This is a genomic window from Oceanobacillus oncorhynchi, assembly GCF_000821065.1.
Taxonomy (GTDB): Bacteria; Bacillota; Bacilli; order Bacillales; family Amphibacillaceae; genus Oceanobacillus; species Oceanobacillus oncorhynchi.
The window spans coordinates 2,083,781-2,101,794 of sequence record NZ_CDGG01000001.1; the positions used below are offsets into that span (position 1 = coordinate 2,083,781).

Here is an 18,014-nt window from a genome sequence, read left to right on the forward strand (position 1 = left end):
CCCGATTTTTAGTGAATCTTATAAAATAGACTGGCTCTGCACAGAATAACCGTTTGCAATTGTAAATTATAGATTATTTACCCAACTATTTAAAAAATAAGCACTAGAATTGGTACAACATGTTGCAAAAAAACTGTCTCAAAAAAACATCTAGATGAGAATAAGAGACAGGAATAACCGTTTGCAATTAGCATACGAGGTAATGATGGAAATAAATAAAATAGATGGGGAAAACGCCTCCTTTCCTTCCTATGAGAGATAAATCAGCTGCTTTCATGAAATCCATTACATCCTTTCCTCGTTTTGCTGGAGAATTTCTTCAAGCAGTCGTAATGATTTTAATGCATCTTCTCCGCTGACAATGGGCTTTTTTTCTTCTTGAATGCAATGGATAAAGGCATCGATTACGCCGGAGTTTGTTTGATTCGTATTGGTTTGAATTCCTTCTAATGCATAGTAAATGTTTTCACCGTTTTTCTTTGCAATAAGAAGTGGATAGTGTTTATCCTGGTATATTTTCATAATTCCTTCCTGGCAGTAAATCGTTGTAGAGTTATTTTCTTCCCCGTAATAGGTCCAAGAGAAAGTGGCAGTACCAATGCTTCCTCCAGCAGTTTTTAAAATACAGACGACATTGTCATTTACTTCGATAGGCTGACCGTTTTCATCTGTTTTATCTAGGGTAGCTGTATAGGAATGGAGATTTGTAATATCGTCATCCAACAGATAGAAGAGCAGGTCCAGCTTATGAATGCCTAAATCTCCTGCAGCCCCTGAATGGGAACGGTCTTTTTTAAAAAACCAGGTTTCTTTTGATTTGGTTGCTCCCCAATCTTCGGGGCCGCTATGCCCAAAGGTTGTCTGAAAGGAGAGAATCTCGCCAAGCTCTTTCGCTCGAAGGATTTCGCGTGCTTTTTGATGTGCTTTTGTAAAGCGTTGGTTGTGGTCCACCATTAATAGCTTTCCGGTTTCCTTCGCAGTACGTACCATTTTTTCTGCCTGTTCCACAGTGGCGGCAATTGGTTTTTCACAAAGAACATGCTTGCCGGCTTGCAAAGCTTTTGTAGTGTGGATATAATGCGCTTCATTGGAAGAGCAATCACTAATGGCATCAACGGTCGAATCTTGAAGCAATGCCTCCAGTGACGAAGCGGTTCTGCCGCCAAATAATTGCTTCATTTCCTCTGCGCGTTCAGGATTTCTGTCATAGAAAACAATCTCTTTTACGGATGGATTGGCTCTATACTCGGGAGCATGCCTGAAGCGTGTAATCGAGCCGCAGCCAATAATTCCTACAATCATTTAGATCCCTCCTAACCCAATGTTGATTCTCGAATAATCAACTCATAATCCATGATGACATTTTCAACAGGCAGCCCTTGAATCCGGTCAATGACCATTTTTGCGGAACGATAGCCCATTTGATATTTTGGCTGAGAAACTGTTGTCAGGGCAGGTGTGGTCATACTGGAAAAAGCAATATTGTCAAATCCGATAATCGCCATCTCTTGAGGGACCTTAATGCCCTGAGCATGTAATTCTTTGATAGCGCCAATCGCTAAAGTGTCTGAAATAATAAATACAGCAGTTGGCCGGTTTTTAGAACGCAGCATTCGCCGCATGGCTTCTACACCGTCCTGGAAGCTGAGTCCGTCAGTGTAATGGATCCATTCGTCACAAATAGGCAATTGAAATTCGTTTAAGGCCTTCTCAAATCCGATGCGCCGCTGCTTTGCATAGAGCAGATTTTCATTGAAATTGATCAAGCCGATTTTTTTATTTCCCATCGTAATCAGATACTTTACCGCGCGATAAGCAGCCTCTGTATTATCAATTGCAATATAAGGGATATTGGCATCTTCATAATAATCACTGCAAAGCACGATAGAATGGGACTCAGAAAGCTCTTTCAGCTTATCAACATGAACGGTAGGATTCATGGAAATAATACCGTCCGCCAATTTATTACGAACCATATGAAGAAAGATATCTTCCCGCTGCAGGTTATCATCTGTTTCGCAAAGCAGAATATTATAGTTGTTTTCTATGGCATAATCCTCAATCCCATTAATGATTTCTGTGTAATAAGGGTTTGAGAACGTGTGAATAAGAACAAGAAGTAATCTGCTTTCCGAGTTTCGTAAATTCCTGCCAAGCATACTGGGAGCATAATTTAACTCCCGAATGGCTTTTTCAACCTTGTGTCGCGTTTTCTCAGAGACCTTGGATGTGTTATTTAAAACACGCGAAACCGTAGCAATGGAAACACCTGCCTGTTTTGCAACCTGATGTATATTTGCCATGGCACAACCTCTTTCAGAACAAATAATGTACAGTCGATGTAGAATTGAATAGAATGAAGAAGTTCTGATGTAAACGTTTTCTGTAAGCTATAGAATTAATATGCGAAGGTTTATAAATACATTCTAAAAAATTTGGAAGAGCAGCTTATTTATAAATAAGCTACTTTTTAAAGCTGGATTGGGAGCAACCAGTAGCACAGCTGATTTTAGAAGAGGACATTGCCATGCATACAAGCAAAATACTTATTCCTGGAAAAGAGAAAAAGGATTATTTGGACGCAGAGAATGAGTGGATAAATGCCTGTGATGCCGTATTTGGACAGTTCGGATAATGAAGAACTGATTCGCTTTACTTTTAGTGTGGGGACAACAGGGAATAAGAGAGAGGCCTACTATGCAGGGCGAAAGCTGATGAAATTTCTTTTAGAGGAAGGCTATACACTGAAAGAATTGGCTGCTGTTCAGAAAAGAGATATTCCTGCTTTTGTGGAGAAGGGTTTGGGTGAGATGTTGCGATTTTGTATATAATTAGCAGCAAATAATAGGATGAATCTATAAGGCTTATGTGTTTTAAACTATTATATTAATAAACCAAGCTGTTGATTTTACTCAATTGCTTGGTTTATTAATGAATGTCAATTTTTATTATTAAGTTCCTGATTTCCAATAATATCTTCAGTATCATATATACCAGGTTTCAATTTTTTATCAAATAATTTCTCTGTCATAGCATTAAAAGTATAATGGTCTTCTAAAATAACAATTTTTTCGTAATTATTTGAATGAATTTCATAATTGCTCTTTTTAAAAATACAAAGACGAGCAGAATTTTCGAAAGTGTATTTTAAAAAACAAAAATTATGCAGCTTGTTGTTGTTGAATAAGCTCCGCTTGGATGTCATATAATTCTTGGATGCCAAATAGACTCGGTTGTCGTATAATGGTCATAAGAAGTACTCCTCCAGTCTTTTTATGGTTTTCTGGGTAACTACCATTATACAAGATTTGGGGAGGTACTTCTTTTTTTATGTTTCAAAAAGCTTGGGACACAAGGGCTTTGAATTATGAAATTCACTCATGTTTCATTTAATAGATGTATTCGCAAAATTGACAGATAAGAAATAGTCGGCTAGTGCCCCGCACCATGAATAGTTTTTTAAACGGAAATTCCTGAGCTGTTTATTATTGGATACTGGGGGGGCGTTGTTACTCGCTTCAGCAAATCTGTTAGTAAATAGTTGAACATTCTCTTGGACTATTTCACTAAGAATCTAACATGCAAATGATGTACAATTATAAAAATTCTGAATAATTAAATTAGATTACAACAAAAGACATGTGATGGCAATATCTTTCTCGAAGAATCATAAAATTATTAATTATATCATAGTTAATATTGGAAAAACATAATAAAATTGTAAATTATAGATTATTTACCCAACTATTTAAAAAATAAGCACTAGAATTGGTACCACATGTTGCTTTTATATGTTTTCGGGAAAAATTTATAATTTTATCTTGTCATCAATAGAATTATAAAGTACTATGTATAAGTAAGGTCATCTGATGACCTTGCTTATACATATCTAATGAAAGCGTTTTAGAAGAGCGGCAAGGGGGGATTCGTTTGTATTTATTATTAGCTTTAAGTGCAATCATTGCGCCGTTTGTGTTTTTAGTTCTGTTACGTATGCCGGCAATGAAGGGGATGTCGTTAAGCGCAGCAATCGTTATTGCAATAGCTATGATTTTTTGGGGGATGGAAGGAAATGTTATTCTATCATCGATTTTTCAAGGGGCCCATAAAACATTAACGATTCTATGGATTTTATTTGGTGCATTAGTTTTATTGGATACACTTCGAAAAACAGGAGCAGTGGACAGAATAAATCAAGGTTTTCAGAGCATCTCTGAAGATATGCGTGTTCAGGTTGTCATTGTTGCTTTTTTATTTGGCGGAGTGATTGAAGGGGCAGCAGGGTTCGGAACTCCGGCAATGGTTACAGCTCCATTAATGGTAGCTTTAGGATTTCGTCCTATTGTTGCTGCGACATTGGCGTTGATTGCAGACAGCGCACAGGTGGCTTTTGGAGCTGTAGGGACACCTTTGGCAGTAGGGTTAAGTAATATCCCGGGGGCAGATGCGGAGTTCTTTAATGCAATTGGAGTGCGGATAACCACGTTAGATATATTCGCCGGATCATTTATACCGTTTATTGTCATTGTTATTATGACTTTATTTTTTGGTGGAAACAAAGGGTTTAAGTATGCCTTGCCGATGCTTCCGTGGACCATTCTTATAGGGTTTACTTATACGTTGTCTGCTTTATTCTATGCTTCGGTATTTGGTCAGGAATTTATCTCTATTTTAGCATCTTTAACTGGATTGGTAGTAGCAACAATCACGGCTAAAAAAGGCTGGCTGTTACCAAAAACGACATGGAAAGAGGCGCTGCGCCCCGGTTTTGAAGTGGAAACGGAGAAGTCAAAGATGAGCATAGGGGCAGCTTGGACACCTTATGTTATTGTCGTTGCCTTGTTGTTAATGACCAGGATTATACCTTGGCTGCAGGAGTTCACACAGGCAGCCATTGATTTCTCTTGGACAACTATTTTTGGTGTAGAAGGTGTGGACTCTGCCTGGGAGTTTTTATATTCGCCAGGAACAATTTTAACCTTTGCGGCAGTTTTATCTGTATTTGTTCATCGAAAATCAATTGGCACGTTTTTTAGTGCCTCCAAGGATTCTCTGATGACGATGCGGTCAACAGCAATTGCTTTAGTAGCCACATTAGCAATGGTGCATGTGTTTACAAATTCGGGAATAAATACAGAAGATTTAATCAGCATGCCGCAGTATATCGCCGTAAGCATGGCGGAGCATTTAGGGTTTATGTGGATGTTTGTCGCACCCTTTTTAGGAGAGTTAGGGTCGTTTATTACTGGAAGTGCGACGGTTTCTACTTTAACATTCTCACCTATTCAATACAGCGTAGCAAATCAATTGGGCTTAGATATAAATACGGTTTTAGCTGCTCAAACAATGGGAGCTGGAGCGGGAAATATGATTTGTGTGCATAATGTCGTTGCAGCAAGCGCGGTCGTTGGCTTGAGCGGTAAAGAAGGGGATATCATTCGGAAAACGCTGATTCCGGCCGTTGTCTATGGATTGATGATTGGATTGGCTGGGTTTATTGCTATTCAATTCTTCGGCTGATAAGCTGATGGGCTTTAAAAACCTCTGGGAATGAATTAAAATAGATTCACGTACTAGAGGAGTTGACAAGATGGAATATAAGCGTATAAAAACCGAAAAAATATATGAGCAAGTAGCAGATTCCTTGATTGGCATGATTAAGGACGGAAGGTTGAAGTCAGGAGATAAGCTGGATTCTGTAGAGCAGTTGGCAAAAAGCTTTGGCGTCGGCCGTTCCGCAATCAGAGAGGCGCTCAGCGGACTCCGTTCCATGGGGCTGGTCGAAATGCGGCAGGGAGAAGGCACCTACGTAAAAGCGTTTGATGCAGAGCTTTTCACCTTGCCTGTGAGCACTGCATTTTTAATGAAACAGAATGACGTTAAAGAATTGTATCAGGTCCGCAAAATTTTAGAAGTCGGCACTGCCGCATATGCTGCAGAGAGCTATACGGACAAGGACCTTGAGAAAATGGAAGCAGCGTTACAGCTGATGGCGGATGCGAAAGGGAATGATCAGCTTTCTGAGCAGGCAGACACCGATTTTCATCTGGCTGTTGCTCAGGCAACGCAAATGAATTTATTGATTCATTTAATGGGCAGTGTTTCCGAATTAATGTCAGAGACGATTCGGGAAGCACGGCGGATATTATTATATACAGAAGACCGGTCACATATTTTATATGAAGAGCATGAACGTATTTATCAAGCAATCAAAAATAGGCAGGCGGACCAGGCAAGAGAAAAAATGTATGAGCATTTGGAGAATGTAGAGCAGTTGCTGTTTCAAGAACTTGATAAGAATTAAATACCTCGTTCATGTCCGGTTTCAATAGAAGAGGTGGAAAAAATGAAAGTATCTTTGTTCATTACATGTGTAAGTGATATTGTTTTTGCAGATGTAGGTAAGAATACGGTGGAATTATTAGAGCGTCTGGGCTGTGAAGTAGATTTCCCGGCAGCTCAAACCTGCTGCGGCCAGCCAGCATATAACAGCGGTTATCTGAGTGAAGCGAAAAAAGCAATGAAGCAGATGATAAAGGCCTTTAAAGATTCGGAGTATGTGGTCGGCCCGTCTGGTTCATGTGTCGGTATGCTGCGAGAATATCCGAACGTACTCAAGGGGGACCCGGAGTGGGAACAGCCGGCAATTGACCTGGCTAATAAATCCTATGAAGTAACACAGTTTATCGTGGATGTATTAGGGATAACTGATGTCGGTTCTACCTTTGAGGGAAGGGTAACCTATCATCCGTCCTGTCATATGACCCGTATTTTAGGAGTAAAGGAAGCGCCGACGAAGCTGCTTAAAAATGTCAAAGGAATTGACTTTGTTGAACTGCCGGTAAAAGAGGACTGCTGCGGGTTTGGCGGTACATTTGCTGTGAAAAATGCAGATATATCTGGTGAAATGGTAAAAGAAAAATCCCGGCATGTATCGGAAACAGAAGCAGAATACCTTGTCGGCGGAGATATGGGCTGTCTGATGAATATCGGCGGACGTATGCGCAGAGAAGGTAAAAATGTAAAAGTCATGCATATCACTGAAATTTTAAATACACATGTCAAAGAGCAAGGAGGCGTAACCGCATGAGCATAAAAATTAGCGAAGCTCCTTATAAAGAACGGATTGGAAAAGGGATTGACAATGATTTTATGCGGCAGGCTGTTTCTTCTGCACAAGGAAGGTTCCGGAATGGCCGCCTGACGCAGGCGGAAGAGCTCGGCAATTGGGAGGATTGGCGCCAGCTTGGTGAGGAAATACGGTCCCATACATTAGAAAACATTGATTATTATTTGTATCAGCTCAGTGAGGAAGTGGAAAAACGCGGCGGTAATGTCTTTTTTGCGGAGACGGCAGAGGAAGCGAATACTTATATTGAAAATGTCGTCAAAAAGAAAAACGCGAAAAAAGTTGTGAAAACCAAATCTATGGTTACCGAAGAAATTGGTTTAAATAAAACATTAGAGGAAATCGGAGCAGAGGTAGTCGAATCGGATTTAGGGGAATGGATTCTGCAATTAGATGAAGATCCTCCATCACATATCGTCACCCCGGCTTTGCATAAAAATAGGCAGCAAATCAAAAATACCTTTCAAGATAAAAAAGGCTATGATAAATCAGATACACCGGAGGAACTGGCTTCCTTTGCCAGAGAACAGCTGAGGCAGGATTTCTTAACTGCGGATGTCGGGATTACCGGCTGCAACTTTGCGATTGCAGAATCTGGTTCTGTTACATTGGTAACCAATGAAGGAAATGCGGAAATGGTTACTTCCCTTCCTGATACACAAATCAGTGTAATGGGGATGGAGAGACTCGTTCCAACCTGGGAGGACATGGAAGTATTAGTGAGCTTATTAACAAGAGCTGCTGTCGGGCAGAAGCTGACCAGTTATATCACAACCATTACAGGGACGCGCTTGGAAGAGGAAATCGACGGCCCGGATGATTATCATCTGGTGATTGTGGATAATGGACGTTCTAAAATCCTGGGAACAGAATTTCAGTCTGCACTTCATTGTATCCGCTGTGCAGCTTGTATTAATGTGTGTCCGGTGTATCGCCATGTCGGCGGGCATGCGTATAACTCGATTTATCCAGGCCCAATTGGAGCTGTATTAACACCGCTGCTTGACGGCTATGAGGATCATAAAGAATTGCCGTATGCGTCTTCTTTATGTGCTGCTTGTACGGAAGCATGTCCGGTGAAAATTCCATTACATGAACAGTTGATACGTCACCGTGAAATTATTGTAGAAGAAGAGAAAAAATCGCCTGCTTCTGAAAAAATCATGATGAAAGGTTTTGCGCAATGGGCCTCGAATCCAGCGGCGTATAAATTAAGTACAAAAGTCGCAAGAAGTGCATTAAAACCGTGGACAAAAGAGGAATACGTTGAAAATGGCCCGGGACCATTAAAAGGATGGACGGATGTCCGAGATTTTCCGGCACCGGGGAAACAATCCTTCCGCAGCTGGTGGAATAAACGTCAGAAGGGAGGAGAGGCATAATGGCTATTCAAAACCGTGACTCCTTTTTAAGCAATCTTGCCGCAAACCTGGGACGTCCGCAAAGAAGAGAAAGTGTAAGCCGGCCGGAGTACAGTGTTCAGCCGCAGCATGAGGTTTTTAAAGATTATTCTGCCGAAGAGCTGATTGGAGTGCTAAAGGAGCATTGTAAGGTGATCCATACCGATTTTGTCCGGACAGATAAAAGCGATTTGCAAGCAACACTGAAAAGAGTATTAGATGGATATGAGGCAGCTTCGATTATTGCATCGAATGATAAGCGTAACCAGGAGTATGGACTGGATAAGGCTTATGAGGAATTTTCAAAAGAGGTCGATGTCCATATCTGGGATGCAAGCCTTGGTAAGGAAAACCAAGTGATTGCCGAAAGAACAGATGTCGGTATTTCCTTTAGTGATATCACGCTTGCTGAATCAGGAACAGTCGCATTGATGACGAATAAAGATAATGGCAGATCCATCAGCTTAATGCCGAAATGCTATGTTGCCATTATCCCTAAAGAAACAATTGTGCCCAGGATGACACAGGCAGCAGGTAAGATTCATCAGGATAATGAAAAAGGCATTGCTCCTCCTTCCAGTGTTTGTTTTGTAACAGGTCCGAGTAACAGTGCTGATATTGAAATGAATCTGATTGTTGGTGTGCATGGACCGGTAAAGGTAACGTATATTGTAGTAGATTAATATAGCTTTTATGGCAGCTTTTTTATTAAAACAGCCGCTTCTGTCAAAAAAACATCTCTTCTGTTAAGCGTTTTTTAATAGCGCGGAACGGAAAGGTGTTTTTTTGTGATTACTAAGCTGGAAGAGTTATATTTATCAAGAATAATAAGAATTACCATTACAAAAATCAGAAAAAACGTTATAATTAGGAGAAAGTAGTCCTGTCTAAATACCTAAATATAGTATGGGTTTTTATTTTGGGAGGACTCTTTTGTTTGGATATAATTATTTTCGTCTCCCCTTTAACAGAGGAGAAAACAGACGCTGGCACCATGATAGATATAACACATAGAAAAGTTCGGTAAAAATAGTGGTAAGAAATAGGATTCGTTTATTAGTTCTAAAAATAATACAAAAATTGGTTTTTGGTTGGATTGAATGTTTCCTTGTATGACTACATAGAATGAAATGAATTGAAGGATGAACATGATCTATTTAAAGTAACGGAGAAAAGGGGGATTTATTATGAGCAACGAAGCATATACAGAATTTTGGAATGGCCAATTACTTGAACTGGTAACATCAGAGGGAAAAACATACTATACACAGCTCATTCGCAATGAGTCTGAGCTGCTGATTCAAAGACCTGTCAATAAACAGAATGTACCTATGCTGATTGAAAACGGCATGATGGTTACAGTCTGTTTTCATGATGATAAAAAAGGGCTCTGTAACTTCTCTTCCCAATTATATCTTCAGCAAAACGGAAAAATCGCCATTACGAACCCCTCTTTAGATGCAATTAAAGTAGTGCAAAGAAGGCAATTTTTCCGTGTGAAAGTCATGCTGGATATGGATTTGACACTGCCTTCTGCAGAAGATGCAAATCCGAACGAAGAGGAAGCCGAAGGGGAAAGTATAACCGTTACTACCCACGATATAAGCGGCGGGGGAGCTGCTTTTCTGACGCAGTCTAAAATCGTTGAAATAGGCGATAAGGTCGAAGGAACATTGTATTTGAAAACAAAGGATACCCAGCAGAAAATTGTATTCAAAGGCAGTGTTGTGAATGTGATAAAACAATCGAATAGCATGTATAAAAATGCGCTGCAATTTATTGATATGCGAGAAGGAACCAGGTCACATATTGTGAAATTCTGTATTGCTAAACAAATTGAGATTCGCAATAAAATCAAGGGATAAATGACGGATTGGAATATCTGGAAAGAGATAATGATTACTTTAATTTGAATTTTTTTTATAAAAAAGGAGGAATTTTTAATTTTCATGTCGAATGTATAGCAAAGGGTATAAGGAGGTAGAGGTATGTCGAATAAAGTTGGATCTATTAATCAGGAGCTAGATGTGTATATTGCACAAAAGGAAGATATGAAAGCTATACTCCGCCTGCTAAAGGGTGTAACAACATGGCTGAAGAAAAGCCGTTTAAAGCAGTGGGAATTCCTTGATCAGGATGAGGAAGATCCGGAAGTAAGACAGTCTGTTGAAGATGGAGCTACCTTTGTTGTTAAAGAAGGCGATGAGATTATTGCTACGTTCACACTAAATGAAATGCAGACCCCTTGGGATAAAAACATTTGGGGACAATCCAGCGAAGATGCGTTTTATATGCACCGCTTGTCCGTAGACTATGATTATATTGGACGCGGCTTAGGAAGACCTATTGTCGAATGGATGGAAGCATATACGAAGACGCAGGGAATGCGCCGGATTCGTTTAGACTGTGTAGAAAGCAATAAGAAACTAAACCAAATTTATAAAAACTTTGGCTATGATTATAAGGGCACAAATCATGATCATTGCAGGTATGAAAAGATTTTATAATTTGTAACCGTTGTTTTCCATCCTCATTACTTTCTTCTTGGATTTCATAAGAATCAATTAACTTCAATATATTTAATCTGGCGGTACACCTTATCTATTTTTAGATTTGTATAAGGTTGCTGTCAGGTACATAATTTTCAAGTATAAAGCATGTTTTTAAATAGATATGCTTTTTTTTTCGTTATATAGACGATTATAATATACAGGGTGGAAAGGAAGTGACACGTTGAAACAAAACAAATATGATGATAAATCATTTTTTCAAGCATATGCGGAAATGGACCGGTCGAAACAAGGGCTGGAAGGAGCCGGTGAATGGCATATATTAAAAGAAATGCTGCCGGATTTCCAGGGAAAAAATGTCTTAGATTTAGGCTGTGGATTTGGCTGGCATAGTCGTTATGCACGGGAGAAGGGCGCAGCATCTGTGACAGGAACAGATATATCTGAACGGATGCTTGCGCATGCAGAGGAACTGACCAATGATTCAGGGATTGTATATCTGCATCAAGCTATAGAGGACATCGATTTTTCTAAAAGCTCGATGGATACTGTTATCAGCTCGCTTGCCCTGCATTATATTAAGTCCTTTTCCAGTGTATGTGAAAAAGTGCATACGATATTGAAGCCAGGCGGAAGCTTTGTGTTTTCTGTGGAGCATCCCATTTTTACGGCAAGAAAAGAACAGGACTGGATATATGATCAAACGAGTAAGAATCCATTATATTGGCCAGTGGATAATTATCAAATAGAAGGAAAAAGAGAAGCATCTTTTTTAAATGAAACAGTCATAAAATATCATCGTCCGATGTCTGTTTTTATGAACGATTTAATCCAAACAGGATTTGAGATTTTACGTGTGAAAGAGTCAGTACCTTCAAAGGAAATGCTTGAGAGGGAGCCGGCGATGAAGCATGAATGGCGCAGACCGATGTTTTTGATGATTGCTGCGGAGAAGAAAGCAAAGCAGAGCGTATAAAGAATAGTTGGGTATAGTGTAATGAAATATGGATGAAGAAGATATTTGTCAATGTCTTCTTTTTTTGGGTTCCATTTTTCATTTATGGTCATATGCTGATAGGAGATTAAGGAAAGGCAGGGAACAGACCCATATGTATTATCACCCTATTTACCAGCAGCAAATGGATCGAATGGATTCGAATGGAAACCAAGGACATCCGTATGATGAACAGACAGCTAATATCATAGAGGAAACCTTACAGCGAGAGGCATCAGCACTACCAATGTATTTTCAAATAGCAGATCAGTTTAGAAATGACGCATCGGCACAAGGACTTGTGTATGCTGTCCAATCCAGAAATCAAATCGCTGCAGGTCTGGAGCAGGTTTATCACTATTTTACCGGGAAACAGCTAGATAGGAGACAGTCAGAGCATCATCAGGAGAGAAATAATCATATCGAGGACGTGTATGATCATGCCAGGCAGGGCTATGAAGAAAACTATCATAAAAGCGGGCAAGTAAATGAACCGTATTCCCGGCAGCTGCTTTATCAGCTCGCGATGACAGATTACCAAATTGCAAGCCATTTAGCCGGATATTTAGAAAATAATCAAGGGAATACAATAGCTTCCAGAGTTACTGATCATGGCGGAAATCCTTTCGTGATTGATATTGAAAACGCAGCGGAAGACAATACGAATTACCGGACTGCTTTGTGGACAGGAGAACATCTGCAGGTTACATTAATGAGCATCCCGGCAGGAGGAGATATTGGCTTAGAGGTCCATCCGGATACCGATCAATTTATACGGATTGAAGAAGGAAGCGGAACGGTACAGATGGGAAATCGGCAGGATAATCTGACAATTAGACAGCAGGTGGAAGAAGACAGTGCGATAATGGTTCCTGCTGGCACATGGCATAATATTACGAATACAGGGGATGAAGCTATAAAGCTTTATACGATTTATGCCCCGCCTCATCATCCGTTTGGCACGGTGGAAGCTACAAAAGAAGAGGCGATGCAGGCGGAAGGTTAGAGCTGGTGTCTTCGTAAGCCTGCTAATTTTTTAAACTTAGAAGGTCGTTCTTTTCAAAGAGCGGCTTTCTATTTTTTGCATTCTAGAGAAAGAGCTTAGTTCCATTGTACCTGTTGACGACATGTATTCCGTGTTAGAATTCCCAGTATATTCAAAAATAGTGGAAGGAGTACATGAATGGAGGTTTACATAAGTAGAAGTACCGGTTTATTGGGCGGACTGTCCAGTGTAAAGGTAAAAGTGAATGGGGAATTTCAGGGCAAACTAAAAAACAATGATATTACTGTTGCCATCTTCGAGGGAGATACAGCGGAAATTGCTGTTAATCAATCCTTTCTCCGGAGCAAACCTCTGACGGTAAGTGATGGAGATAACGTAGAAGTGACTGCAAATCCGAAATGTGTTCCTATTTATATCGTTGGAATCTTTGCTATTATACTGGGCATAATATCGAAGGTTCCCGGTTTTCATGTGGTTGGATTGATTTGTATTTTCATCATCCTCATCGTGTCTTCCAATTGGTTTATCATGACGAAAAAATAGAATGAAAGCAGACGTCCATGGAGGCATATTCGTCTGCTTTCATTTATTTTAGGTGCTGCAGTATATATTAGCCTGCGTATCAACCAATCCAAAAGGCGGACAGCCAGGCGATAAACGGAATTGTTCCTAAAGCGAGTATGGTAGAAAATACCGATGTAACGACAGCTTCCTGCTCTTTATCCGTATAGCGGGAAAAGAGAACCGCAGAAAGCATAAAGGTTGGCATGCAAGCAAGGATGACTAAGATATTTTTGAGTAATGTCTCCAGTGGCAAGAAGGACAGAATAATCATCACCATGATTGGAAGAATAAGCAATTTCCACACCAAAGGCATCCATAATTCACGAAAAAATAACGGCTGCTTGCTGCGGAAAAGGTCTGGCAGACTAAAACCGACATAGAGCATCGCCATGGGAGCCGCCAGTGCAGAGAGCATGCTGGCTAAATCTTTAAATAAAACAGGGGCTCCCCAGCCGTTGAAGGCAAAAATAAGCCCGAAGCTGATAGCTATTAACGGCATATTCACGAGCGCCTTTAAGTGTCTCCATTCAAAATGATTATTGTTTTGCAATAGATAGATTCCCAGCGAAAAGACAACAACGTCCAGTCCTGCATCAAAAATAGCAGCAAGCAGCCCGCCGGTTGGACCGAAGATGGCAGCACATAACGGAATGCCGATAAAACCGGAATTTCCAATAGCCGCAAGTAAAGCAAGCTGCTTTGATTTTGTCATGGAAAAGCCGATAATTTTTCCAAACAAAAAGCAAATACCGACAGCCAAAACGTTAAAACTGACACTGCAAATAAACATCAGAATAACCTGATGCAATACATCGTCTGTTAAATCGGTATTGAAGACGCCGTTTAAAATAATAAATGGAACGGCGACATTGATAATTACGCTCATGAACAGCTGTTTTGCTTCATATGTAATCGTGTTTTTAAGAGCTACCAAGGCTCCAATAAATAAAATAAGCCCCATCATTATGACGGTCAATATGACAGTGGTGACATCCATTTTAATCTCCTTTGAATCTGAAAAGTTGGTATACTTAAATTCAGTGTATAATTCTTAATACTAGAAGAATCACAAGACAGAAACAAGCTTATTTTATCAAAAGAGGAAGTGAAAATATGATTCGTCTATTGCATAGCGGGGAAGCATTGCCTATGAAATTATTATTGCTTGCGGATCCATCAGAAAGGCTGATCCGTGATTATACTACCAGAGGAGCTTGCTATGTGCTGGAGAAAGAGGAAAAGGTGGTTGGTGTATACGTTCTTCTGCCGACCAGACCAGATACCGCGGAGCTAGTCAATGTTGCTGTGGAGGAAACTTGTCATGGACAAGGTTTGGGAAAGAAACTGGTCTTGCATGCGATTCAGACAGCGAAACAGCAAGGGTACCGTACGATAGAAATTGGAACAGGGAACTCAGGAGTTGCGCAGCTGGCACTATATCAAAAATGCGGATTCCGGATGGTTTCCATTGACCGTAATTTCTTTTTGCGGCATTATGAAGAGCCGATTTTTGAAAATGGGATACAGGTCATCGATATGGTACGTCTGGAAATGGACTTGGAGCAGTGAAAAAGATGCCAAACGCTGTTCCAACGCGTTTGGCATCTTTTGATATTAGTATAATTTTTTCATTTCGAATTGCTGAAAGACTGCTTGCTGCGGTATAGGATAGATTTCTTTGCCGGCAATCGAATTAATGATTTTTTGATTTCGCAATACCGATAAACCTAAGTTTGTTGCACTGGAACCATGAGAATGTTCAATATTGGTCAACGTATATATTTGATTTTTACGGGAGTCTTTAAAAACAAGCCGATAATCCGCAGTTACACGAAATCTTTTTTCATCCTCCCACTCTATGTATTCATAGAAGTTCTCGAGCCAATCAGGAAGATGCGGCTTATATCCAGTTGCCAGAATTACTTTATCCGCCGGGTAAGTAAATTTTTCTCCTTTTTGCCATTGTTCACATTGCAGGCTATAGGCTCTGTTTTGAGAATTGTCGCCGGGCTCCATCGTGTTTACTGCTGTGTTTGTTTGAATCGTGATTTGCTGTAAAGGCGATTCGATGGAACGGTTATAAAGCAGCTCATAAATTTTTTCTAAGAGTTTAGGATCGACGCCGTTTCGGATAGTGCTTAAATTTTCAAGCGACTCCATCCTGTCTCTTAACGGCAGGTTATAAAAGTAATCAACATACTCTGGAGAGAATACCTCCTTTCCGAGTCCTGTATCCTCTTTTTGAAAAATTCCGCTGGAACGGGTAAACCAGGTTAAATCATAAGCCCCTTCTTTTTGGTCTTGTAACAAATCATAGAACACCTCTGAAGCGCTTTGACCAGAACCGACGACCGTAATGGAATTCCCCTGCTTTAAGGTGTTTTTAAGATACATGTAACGGCTGGTATGTGTGATATCCTCTTCTGGAAAGCCCTGCAGCGCTTCTGGAATATTCGGGATGCTGCCCGTCCCTAAAATAATATGTTTTGCATAATAGCTTCGTTCACTTTCATCTTCTGTAGATCGGGCTGTAACCTTATAACAGGATTCATCCGGCATAGCTGATACATCCGTTACACGCTGTCCGAACTGACAGTTATCTAGTCTGGAAGAGACCCATTTACAATAAGTATTGTACTCTTCTCTTGGGATGGTGAAACGGTTAAAAAAGTAAAATTGATATATCCGATTATGCTCATGGAGATAATTTAAATAAGAAAAACGATTGGTCGGGTCTGCTAAAGTTACCAGATCTGCAATAAAAGGTGTCTGCAGGTCCATCCCCTCAATCAACATTCCAGGATGCCAGTCAAAAGAAGCTTCCTGTTCCAAAAATAAGATGTCTGCATCCTGAAGATCATTTGTTAAAGCAGCAAGACTTAAGTTAAATGGACCAATTCCAATACCGACTGCATCGTATACTTTGTTCATTGTCGTTCCTCCGATTGTATTTTTTAATTTGAATGATTTATATCGCTTTGGTACGTAAGAAATAATTATGCTTTGTTGAGAGGACTGTTACATAAAAAGCTTGTTAAAGAAAAGCAGCTTACTATCTTTTTTCCCCTATTCCCATGAAAATAAACGCTGAGGCTTCTCATCAAATTCTCATTTTTCTCTAAGGACATTATAAGCAGTCATCAAGTAAACTGGTAATTGTTAAGAAATTAAGGAGGTTTTTACCAATGAAGACAATTTTACTATCAACGGCAGCAGGAGCATTACTGTTTAGTGGAATCTACGCTAATACCGGAGAAGCGGAAGAAGTCACAGCAGATAAGGAAGCAGTGACTATGGAAGAGCAAACAGGTGCAAATACGCAGGAAGAAATGGATATTATCCAGGATCAAATTCCATCTGGAAATGAATCTGTCCAAGTAGTGGAGGATAACCCGCATAAGCGTATCCTATTTATTGGTGATGACGCTAATCAGAAAAAATACAAAACAATTTTTATCAAAGAAACAAGCCGTTTAAAGATTATTGACTTAAATGGCGGACAAATTTTTAATGAAATCATCTAAAATAAGGTAAGATAAACCCATCTCAAATTAATCGAGATGGGTTTTTAAATAAGTAAAAAAGGTATTGACCTTGACGCTGCGTAAATCTCTATACTAAAAAATGAAAGGAGGGCAAACGAGATGAAATACGCCATCAAACAAGTAGCTGACATGTCTGGTATCAGCACACGCACACTCCGGTATTATGATCAAATTGATTTATTAAAGCCGGCGGAGCATTCGGATGCAGGATATCGTCTCTATGAAGACAAGGAATTAAATCGGTTGCAGCAGATTCTTCTTTATCGTTCCTTAGGGATGAAGCTGGAGCAGATTCAATCTGTATTAGATAATCCTGCATTTCATACGCTCACTGCCTTGGAAGAGCATCAGCAAAAATTAGAGGATGAAAAAGAAAAGATAAACCGATTGTTAGCTACCGTGAAAAAAACAATTCAACATACAAAGGGAGAGATTACGATGACAGCGGAAGAAAAATTTGAAGGATTTAAGAAAGAACGCCTGGAAGAGAATGAACGGTTATATGGCGAAGAAATCAGAGAAAAATATGGAGAGGAAACAATAGAAAAATCGAATAAAAAATTTATGAACCTCAGTGAGACAGATTTTCAGGAAATGCAGCGGATAGAAGATGAATTATTTAGGAAGCTGGAGCAGCTGGCAGAGACGAAGGATTTAGATACACCAGAAGCAAAGGAAGTGTATGAACTTCATAAAGAATGGCTGCTGTATTCTTGGCCGAATTATTCCGTTGAGGCTCATAAAGGCTTGGTACAAATGTATATGGCAGATGAACGATTTGCGAAATATTATAATAATCGTGCGAAAAAAGAGGTTGTTTCTCTCTTGCATGATGCAGTAGTTAAATATGCAGCGGATTGATTCTG

General features: G+C 39.9%; 18 protein-coding genes. 14 read left to right on the forward strand and 4 right to left on the reverse strand.

The features are described 5' to 3' along the window. Positions 1 to 285 precede the first annotated feature (285 nt). Together BN997_RS09855 and BN997_RS09860 are read right to left on the reverse strand one after the other, a co-directional pair. Positions 286 to 1,302 (reverse strand): Gfo/Idh/MocA family protein, encoded by a 1,017-nt coding sequence (locus BN997_RS09855; RefSeq protein ID WP_042531834.1) that lies wholly within the window; start codon positions 1,300 to 1,302, stop codon positions 286 to 288. Positions 1,303 to 1,313: 11 nt separating this feature from the next. Beyond that, a complete protein-coding gene (locus tag BN997_RS09860; RefSeq protein ID WP_042531836.1) occupies positions 1,314 to 2,303 on the reverse strand; it encodes a LacI family DNA-binding transcriptional regulator in 990 nt (329 codons plus the stop codon). Positions 2,304 to 2,600: 297 nt separating this feature from the next. Between BN997_RS09860 and BN997_RS09865 the strand changes: the two genes are divergently transcribed. The 11 genes from BN997_RS09865 to BN997_RS22205 all read left to right on the forward strand — a co-directional run bounded on the left by BN997_RS09865 (position 2,601) and on the right by BN997_RS22205 (position 13,582). Beyond that, on the forward strand, positions 2,601 to 2,831 hold the full coding sequence (locus BN997_RS09865; protein ID WP_042531839.1) for a hypothetical protein: 231 nt from the start codon (positions 2,601 to 2,603) through the stop codon (positions 2,829 to 2,831). A gap of 1,099 nt (positions 2,832 to 3,930) precedes the next feature. Further along, positions 3,931 to 5,520: an L-lactate permease gene (locus BN997_RS09870; protein WP_042531841.1), complete on the forward strand. Its 1,590-nt coding sequence runs from the start codon at positions 3,931 to 3,933 to the stop codon at positions 5,518 to 5,520. Positions 5,521 to 5,590: 70 nt separating this feature from the next. Further along, the gene (locus BN997_RS09875) at positions 5,591 to 6,304 is read left to right on the forward strand and encodes a FadR/GntR family transcriptional regulator (RefSeq protein WP_042531843.1); all 714 of its coding nucleotides are present in this window, start codon (positions 5,591 to 5,593) and stop codon (positions 6,302 to 6,304) included. 42 nt (positions 6,305 to 6,346) lie between these two features. Continuing rightward, entirely contained in the window at positions 6,347 to 7,090 is a 744-nt protein-coding gene (locus BN997_RS09880) for a (Fe-S)-binding protein (protein WP_042531845.1), read from the forward strand. Next, complete coding sequence (locus BN997_RS09885) at positions 7,087 to 8,511, forward strand: LutB/LldF family L-lactate oxidation iron-sulfur protein (protein WP_042531847.1); 1,425 nt, start codon at positions 7,087 to 7,089, stop codon at positions 8,509 to 8,511. The genes BN997_RS09880 and BN997_RS09885 overlap by 4 nt, the downstream gene beginning before the upstream one ends. After that, entirely contained in the window at positions 8,511 to 9,212 is a 702-nt protein-coding gene (locus BN997_RS09890; protein ID WP_042531848.1) for a LutC/YkgG family protein, read from the forward strand. The genes BN997_RS09885 and BN997_RS09890 overlap by 1 nt, the downstream gene beginning before the upstream one ends. Before the next feature lie 504 nt (positions 9,213 to 9,716). After that, complete coding sequence (locus BN997_RS09895; protein ID WP_042531850.1) at positions 9,717 to 10,394, forward strand: flagellar brake protein; 678 nt, start codon at positions 9,717 to 9,719, stop codon at positions 10,392 to 10,394. 123 nt (positions 10,395 to 10,517) lie between these two features. After that, the gene (locus BN997_RS09900) at positions 10,518 to 11,036 is read left to right on the forward strand and encodes a GNAT family N-acetyltransferase (protein ID WP_042531852.1); all 519 of its coding nucleotides are present in this window, start codon (positions 10,518 to 10,520) and stop codon (positions 11,034 to 11,036) included. Between the two features lie 226 nt (positions 11,037 to 11,262). After that, the gene (locus tag BN997_RS09905) at positions 11,263 to 12,015 is read left to right on the forward strand and encodes a class I SAM-dependent methyltransferase (RefSeq protein WP_042531854.1); all 753 of its coding nucleotides are present in this window, start codon (positions 11,263 to 11,265) and stop codon (positions 12,013 to 12,015) included. Positions 12,016 to 12,148: 133 nt separating this feature from the next. Then, positions 12,149 to 13,039, forward strand: a complete 891-nt coding sequence (locus BN997_RS23490) for a cupin domain-containing protein (RefSeq protein ID WP_244882363.1) — start codon at positions 12,149 to 12,151, stop codon at positions 13,037 to 13,039. 177 nt (positions 13,040 to 13,216) lie between these two features. Then, complete coding sequence (locus BN997_RS22205; RefSeq protein WP_052484971.1) at positions 13,217 to 13,582, forward strand: hypothetical protein; 366 nt, start codon at positions 13,217 to 13,219, stop codon at positions 13,580 to 13,582. Between the two features lie 79 nt (positions 13,583 to 13,661). Here the strand turns inward: BN997_RS22205 and BN997_RS09920 are convergent, their stop codons facing one another. Further along, the gene (locus tag BN997_RS09920; RefSeq protein WP_042531856.1) at positions 13,662 to 14,600 is read right to left on the reverse strand and encodes an AEC family transporter; all 939 of its coding nucleotides are present in this window, start codon (positions 14,598 to 14,600) and stop codon (positions 13,662 to 13,664) included. 116 nt (positions 14,601 to 14,716) lie between these two features. Here BN997_RS09920 and BN997_RS09925 point away from each other — a divergent pair, with 116 nt between their 5' ends. After that, complete coding sequence (locus tag BN997_RS09925) at positions 14,717 to 15,172, forward strand: GNAT family N-acetyltransferase (RefSeq protein WP_042531858.1); 456 nt, start codon at positions 14,717 to 14,719, stop codon at positions 15,170 to 15,172. 45 nt (positions 15,173 to 15,217) lie between these two features. Here the strand turns inward: BN997_RS09925 and BN997_RS09930 are convergent, their stop codons facing one another. Beyond that, entirely contained in the window at positions 15,218 to 16,534 is a 1,317-nt protein-coding gene (locus BN997_RS09930; RefSeq protein ID WP_042531860.1) for a lysine N(6)-hydroxylase/L-ornithine N(5)-oxygenase family protein, read from the reverse strand. A gap of 254 nt (positions 16,535 to 16,788) precedes the next feature. Between BN997_RS09930 and BN997_RS22210 the strand changes: the two genes are divergently transcribed. Next, entirely contained in the window at positions 16,789 to 17,127 is a 339-nt protein-coding gene (locus BN997_RS22210; RefSeq protein ID WP_052484972.1) for a hypothetical protein, read from the forward strand. Positions 17,128 to 17,247: 120 nt separating this feature from the next. Beyond that, positions 17,248 to 18,009: a MerR family transcriptional regulator gene (locus BN997_RS09940; RefSeq protein WP_042531862.1), complete on the forward strand. Its 762-nt coding sequence runs from the start codon at positions 17,248 to 17,250 to the stop codon at positions 18,007 to 18,009. The last annotated feature ends 5 nt before the right edge of the window (positions 18,010 to 18,014 follow it).

Coding starts and splice junctions, on each gene's coding strand:
- BN997_RS09855 (WP_042531834.1), bottom strand. CDS start 1,302: ATGATTGTAGGAATTATTGGCTGCGGCTCGATTACACGCTTCAGGCAT.
- BN997_RS09860 (WP_042531836.1), bottom strand. CDS start 2,303: ATGGCAAATATACATCAGGTTGCAAAACAGGCAGGTGTTTCCATTGCT.
- BN997_RS09865 (WP_042531839.1), top strand. CDS start 2,601: ATGCCTGTGATGCCGTATTTGGACAGTTCGGATAATGAAGAACTGATT.
- BN997_RS09875 (WP_042531843.1), top strand. CDS start 5,591: ATGGAATATAAGCGTATAAAAACCGAAAAAATATATGAGCAAGTAGCA.
- BN997_RS09880 (WP_042531845.1), top strand. CDS start 6,347: ATGAAAGTATCTTTGTTCATTACATGTGTAAGTGATATTGTTTTTGCA.
- BN997_RS09885 (WP_042531847.1), top strand. CDS start 7,087: ATGAGCATAAAAATTAGCGAAGCTCCTTATAAAGAACGGATTGGAAAA.
- BN997_RS09890 (WP_042531848.1), top strand. CDS start 8,511: ATGGCTATTCAAAACCGTGACTCCTTTTTAAGCAATCTTGCCGCAAAC.
- BN997_RS09895 (WP_042531850.1), top strand. CDS start 9,717: ATGAGCAACGAAGCATATACAGAATTTTGGAATGGCCAATTACTTGAA.
- BN997_RS09900 (WP_042531852.1), top strand. CDS start 10,518: ATGTCGAATAAAGTTGGATCTATTAATCAGGAGCTAGATGTGTATATT.
- BN997_RS23490 (WP_244882363.1), top strand. CDS start 12,149: ATGTATTATCACCCTATTTACCAGCAGCAAATGGATCGAATGGATTCG.
- BN997_RS22205 (WP_052484971.1), top strand. CDS start 13,217: ATGGAGGTTTACATAAGTAGAAGTACCGGTTTATTGGGCGGACTGTCC.
- BN997_RS09920 (WP_042531856.1), bottom strand. CDS start 14,600: ATGGATGTCACCACTGTCATATTGACCGTCATAATGATGGGGCTTATT.
- BN997_RS09925 (WP_042531858.1), top strand. CDS start 14,717: ATGATTCGTCTATTGCATAGCGGGGAAGCATTGCCTATGAAATTATTA.
- BN997_RS09930 (WP_042531860.1), bottom strand. CDS start 16,534: ATGAACAAAGTATACGATGCAGTCGGTATTGGAATTGGTCCATTTAAC.
- BN997_RS22210 (WP_052484972.1), top strand. CDS start 16,789: ATGAAGACAATTTTACTATCAACGGCAGCAGGAGCATTACTGTTTAGT.
- BN997_RS09940 (WP_042531862.1), top strand. CDS start 17,248: ATGAAATACGCCATCAAACAAGTAGCTGACATGTCTGGTATCAGCACA.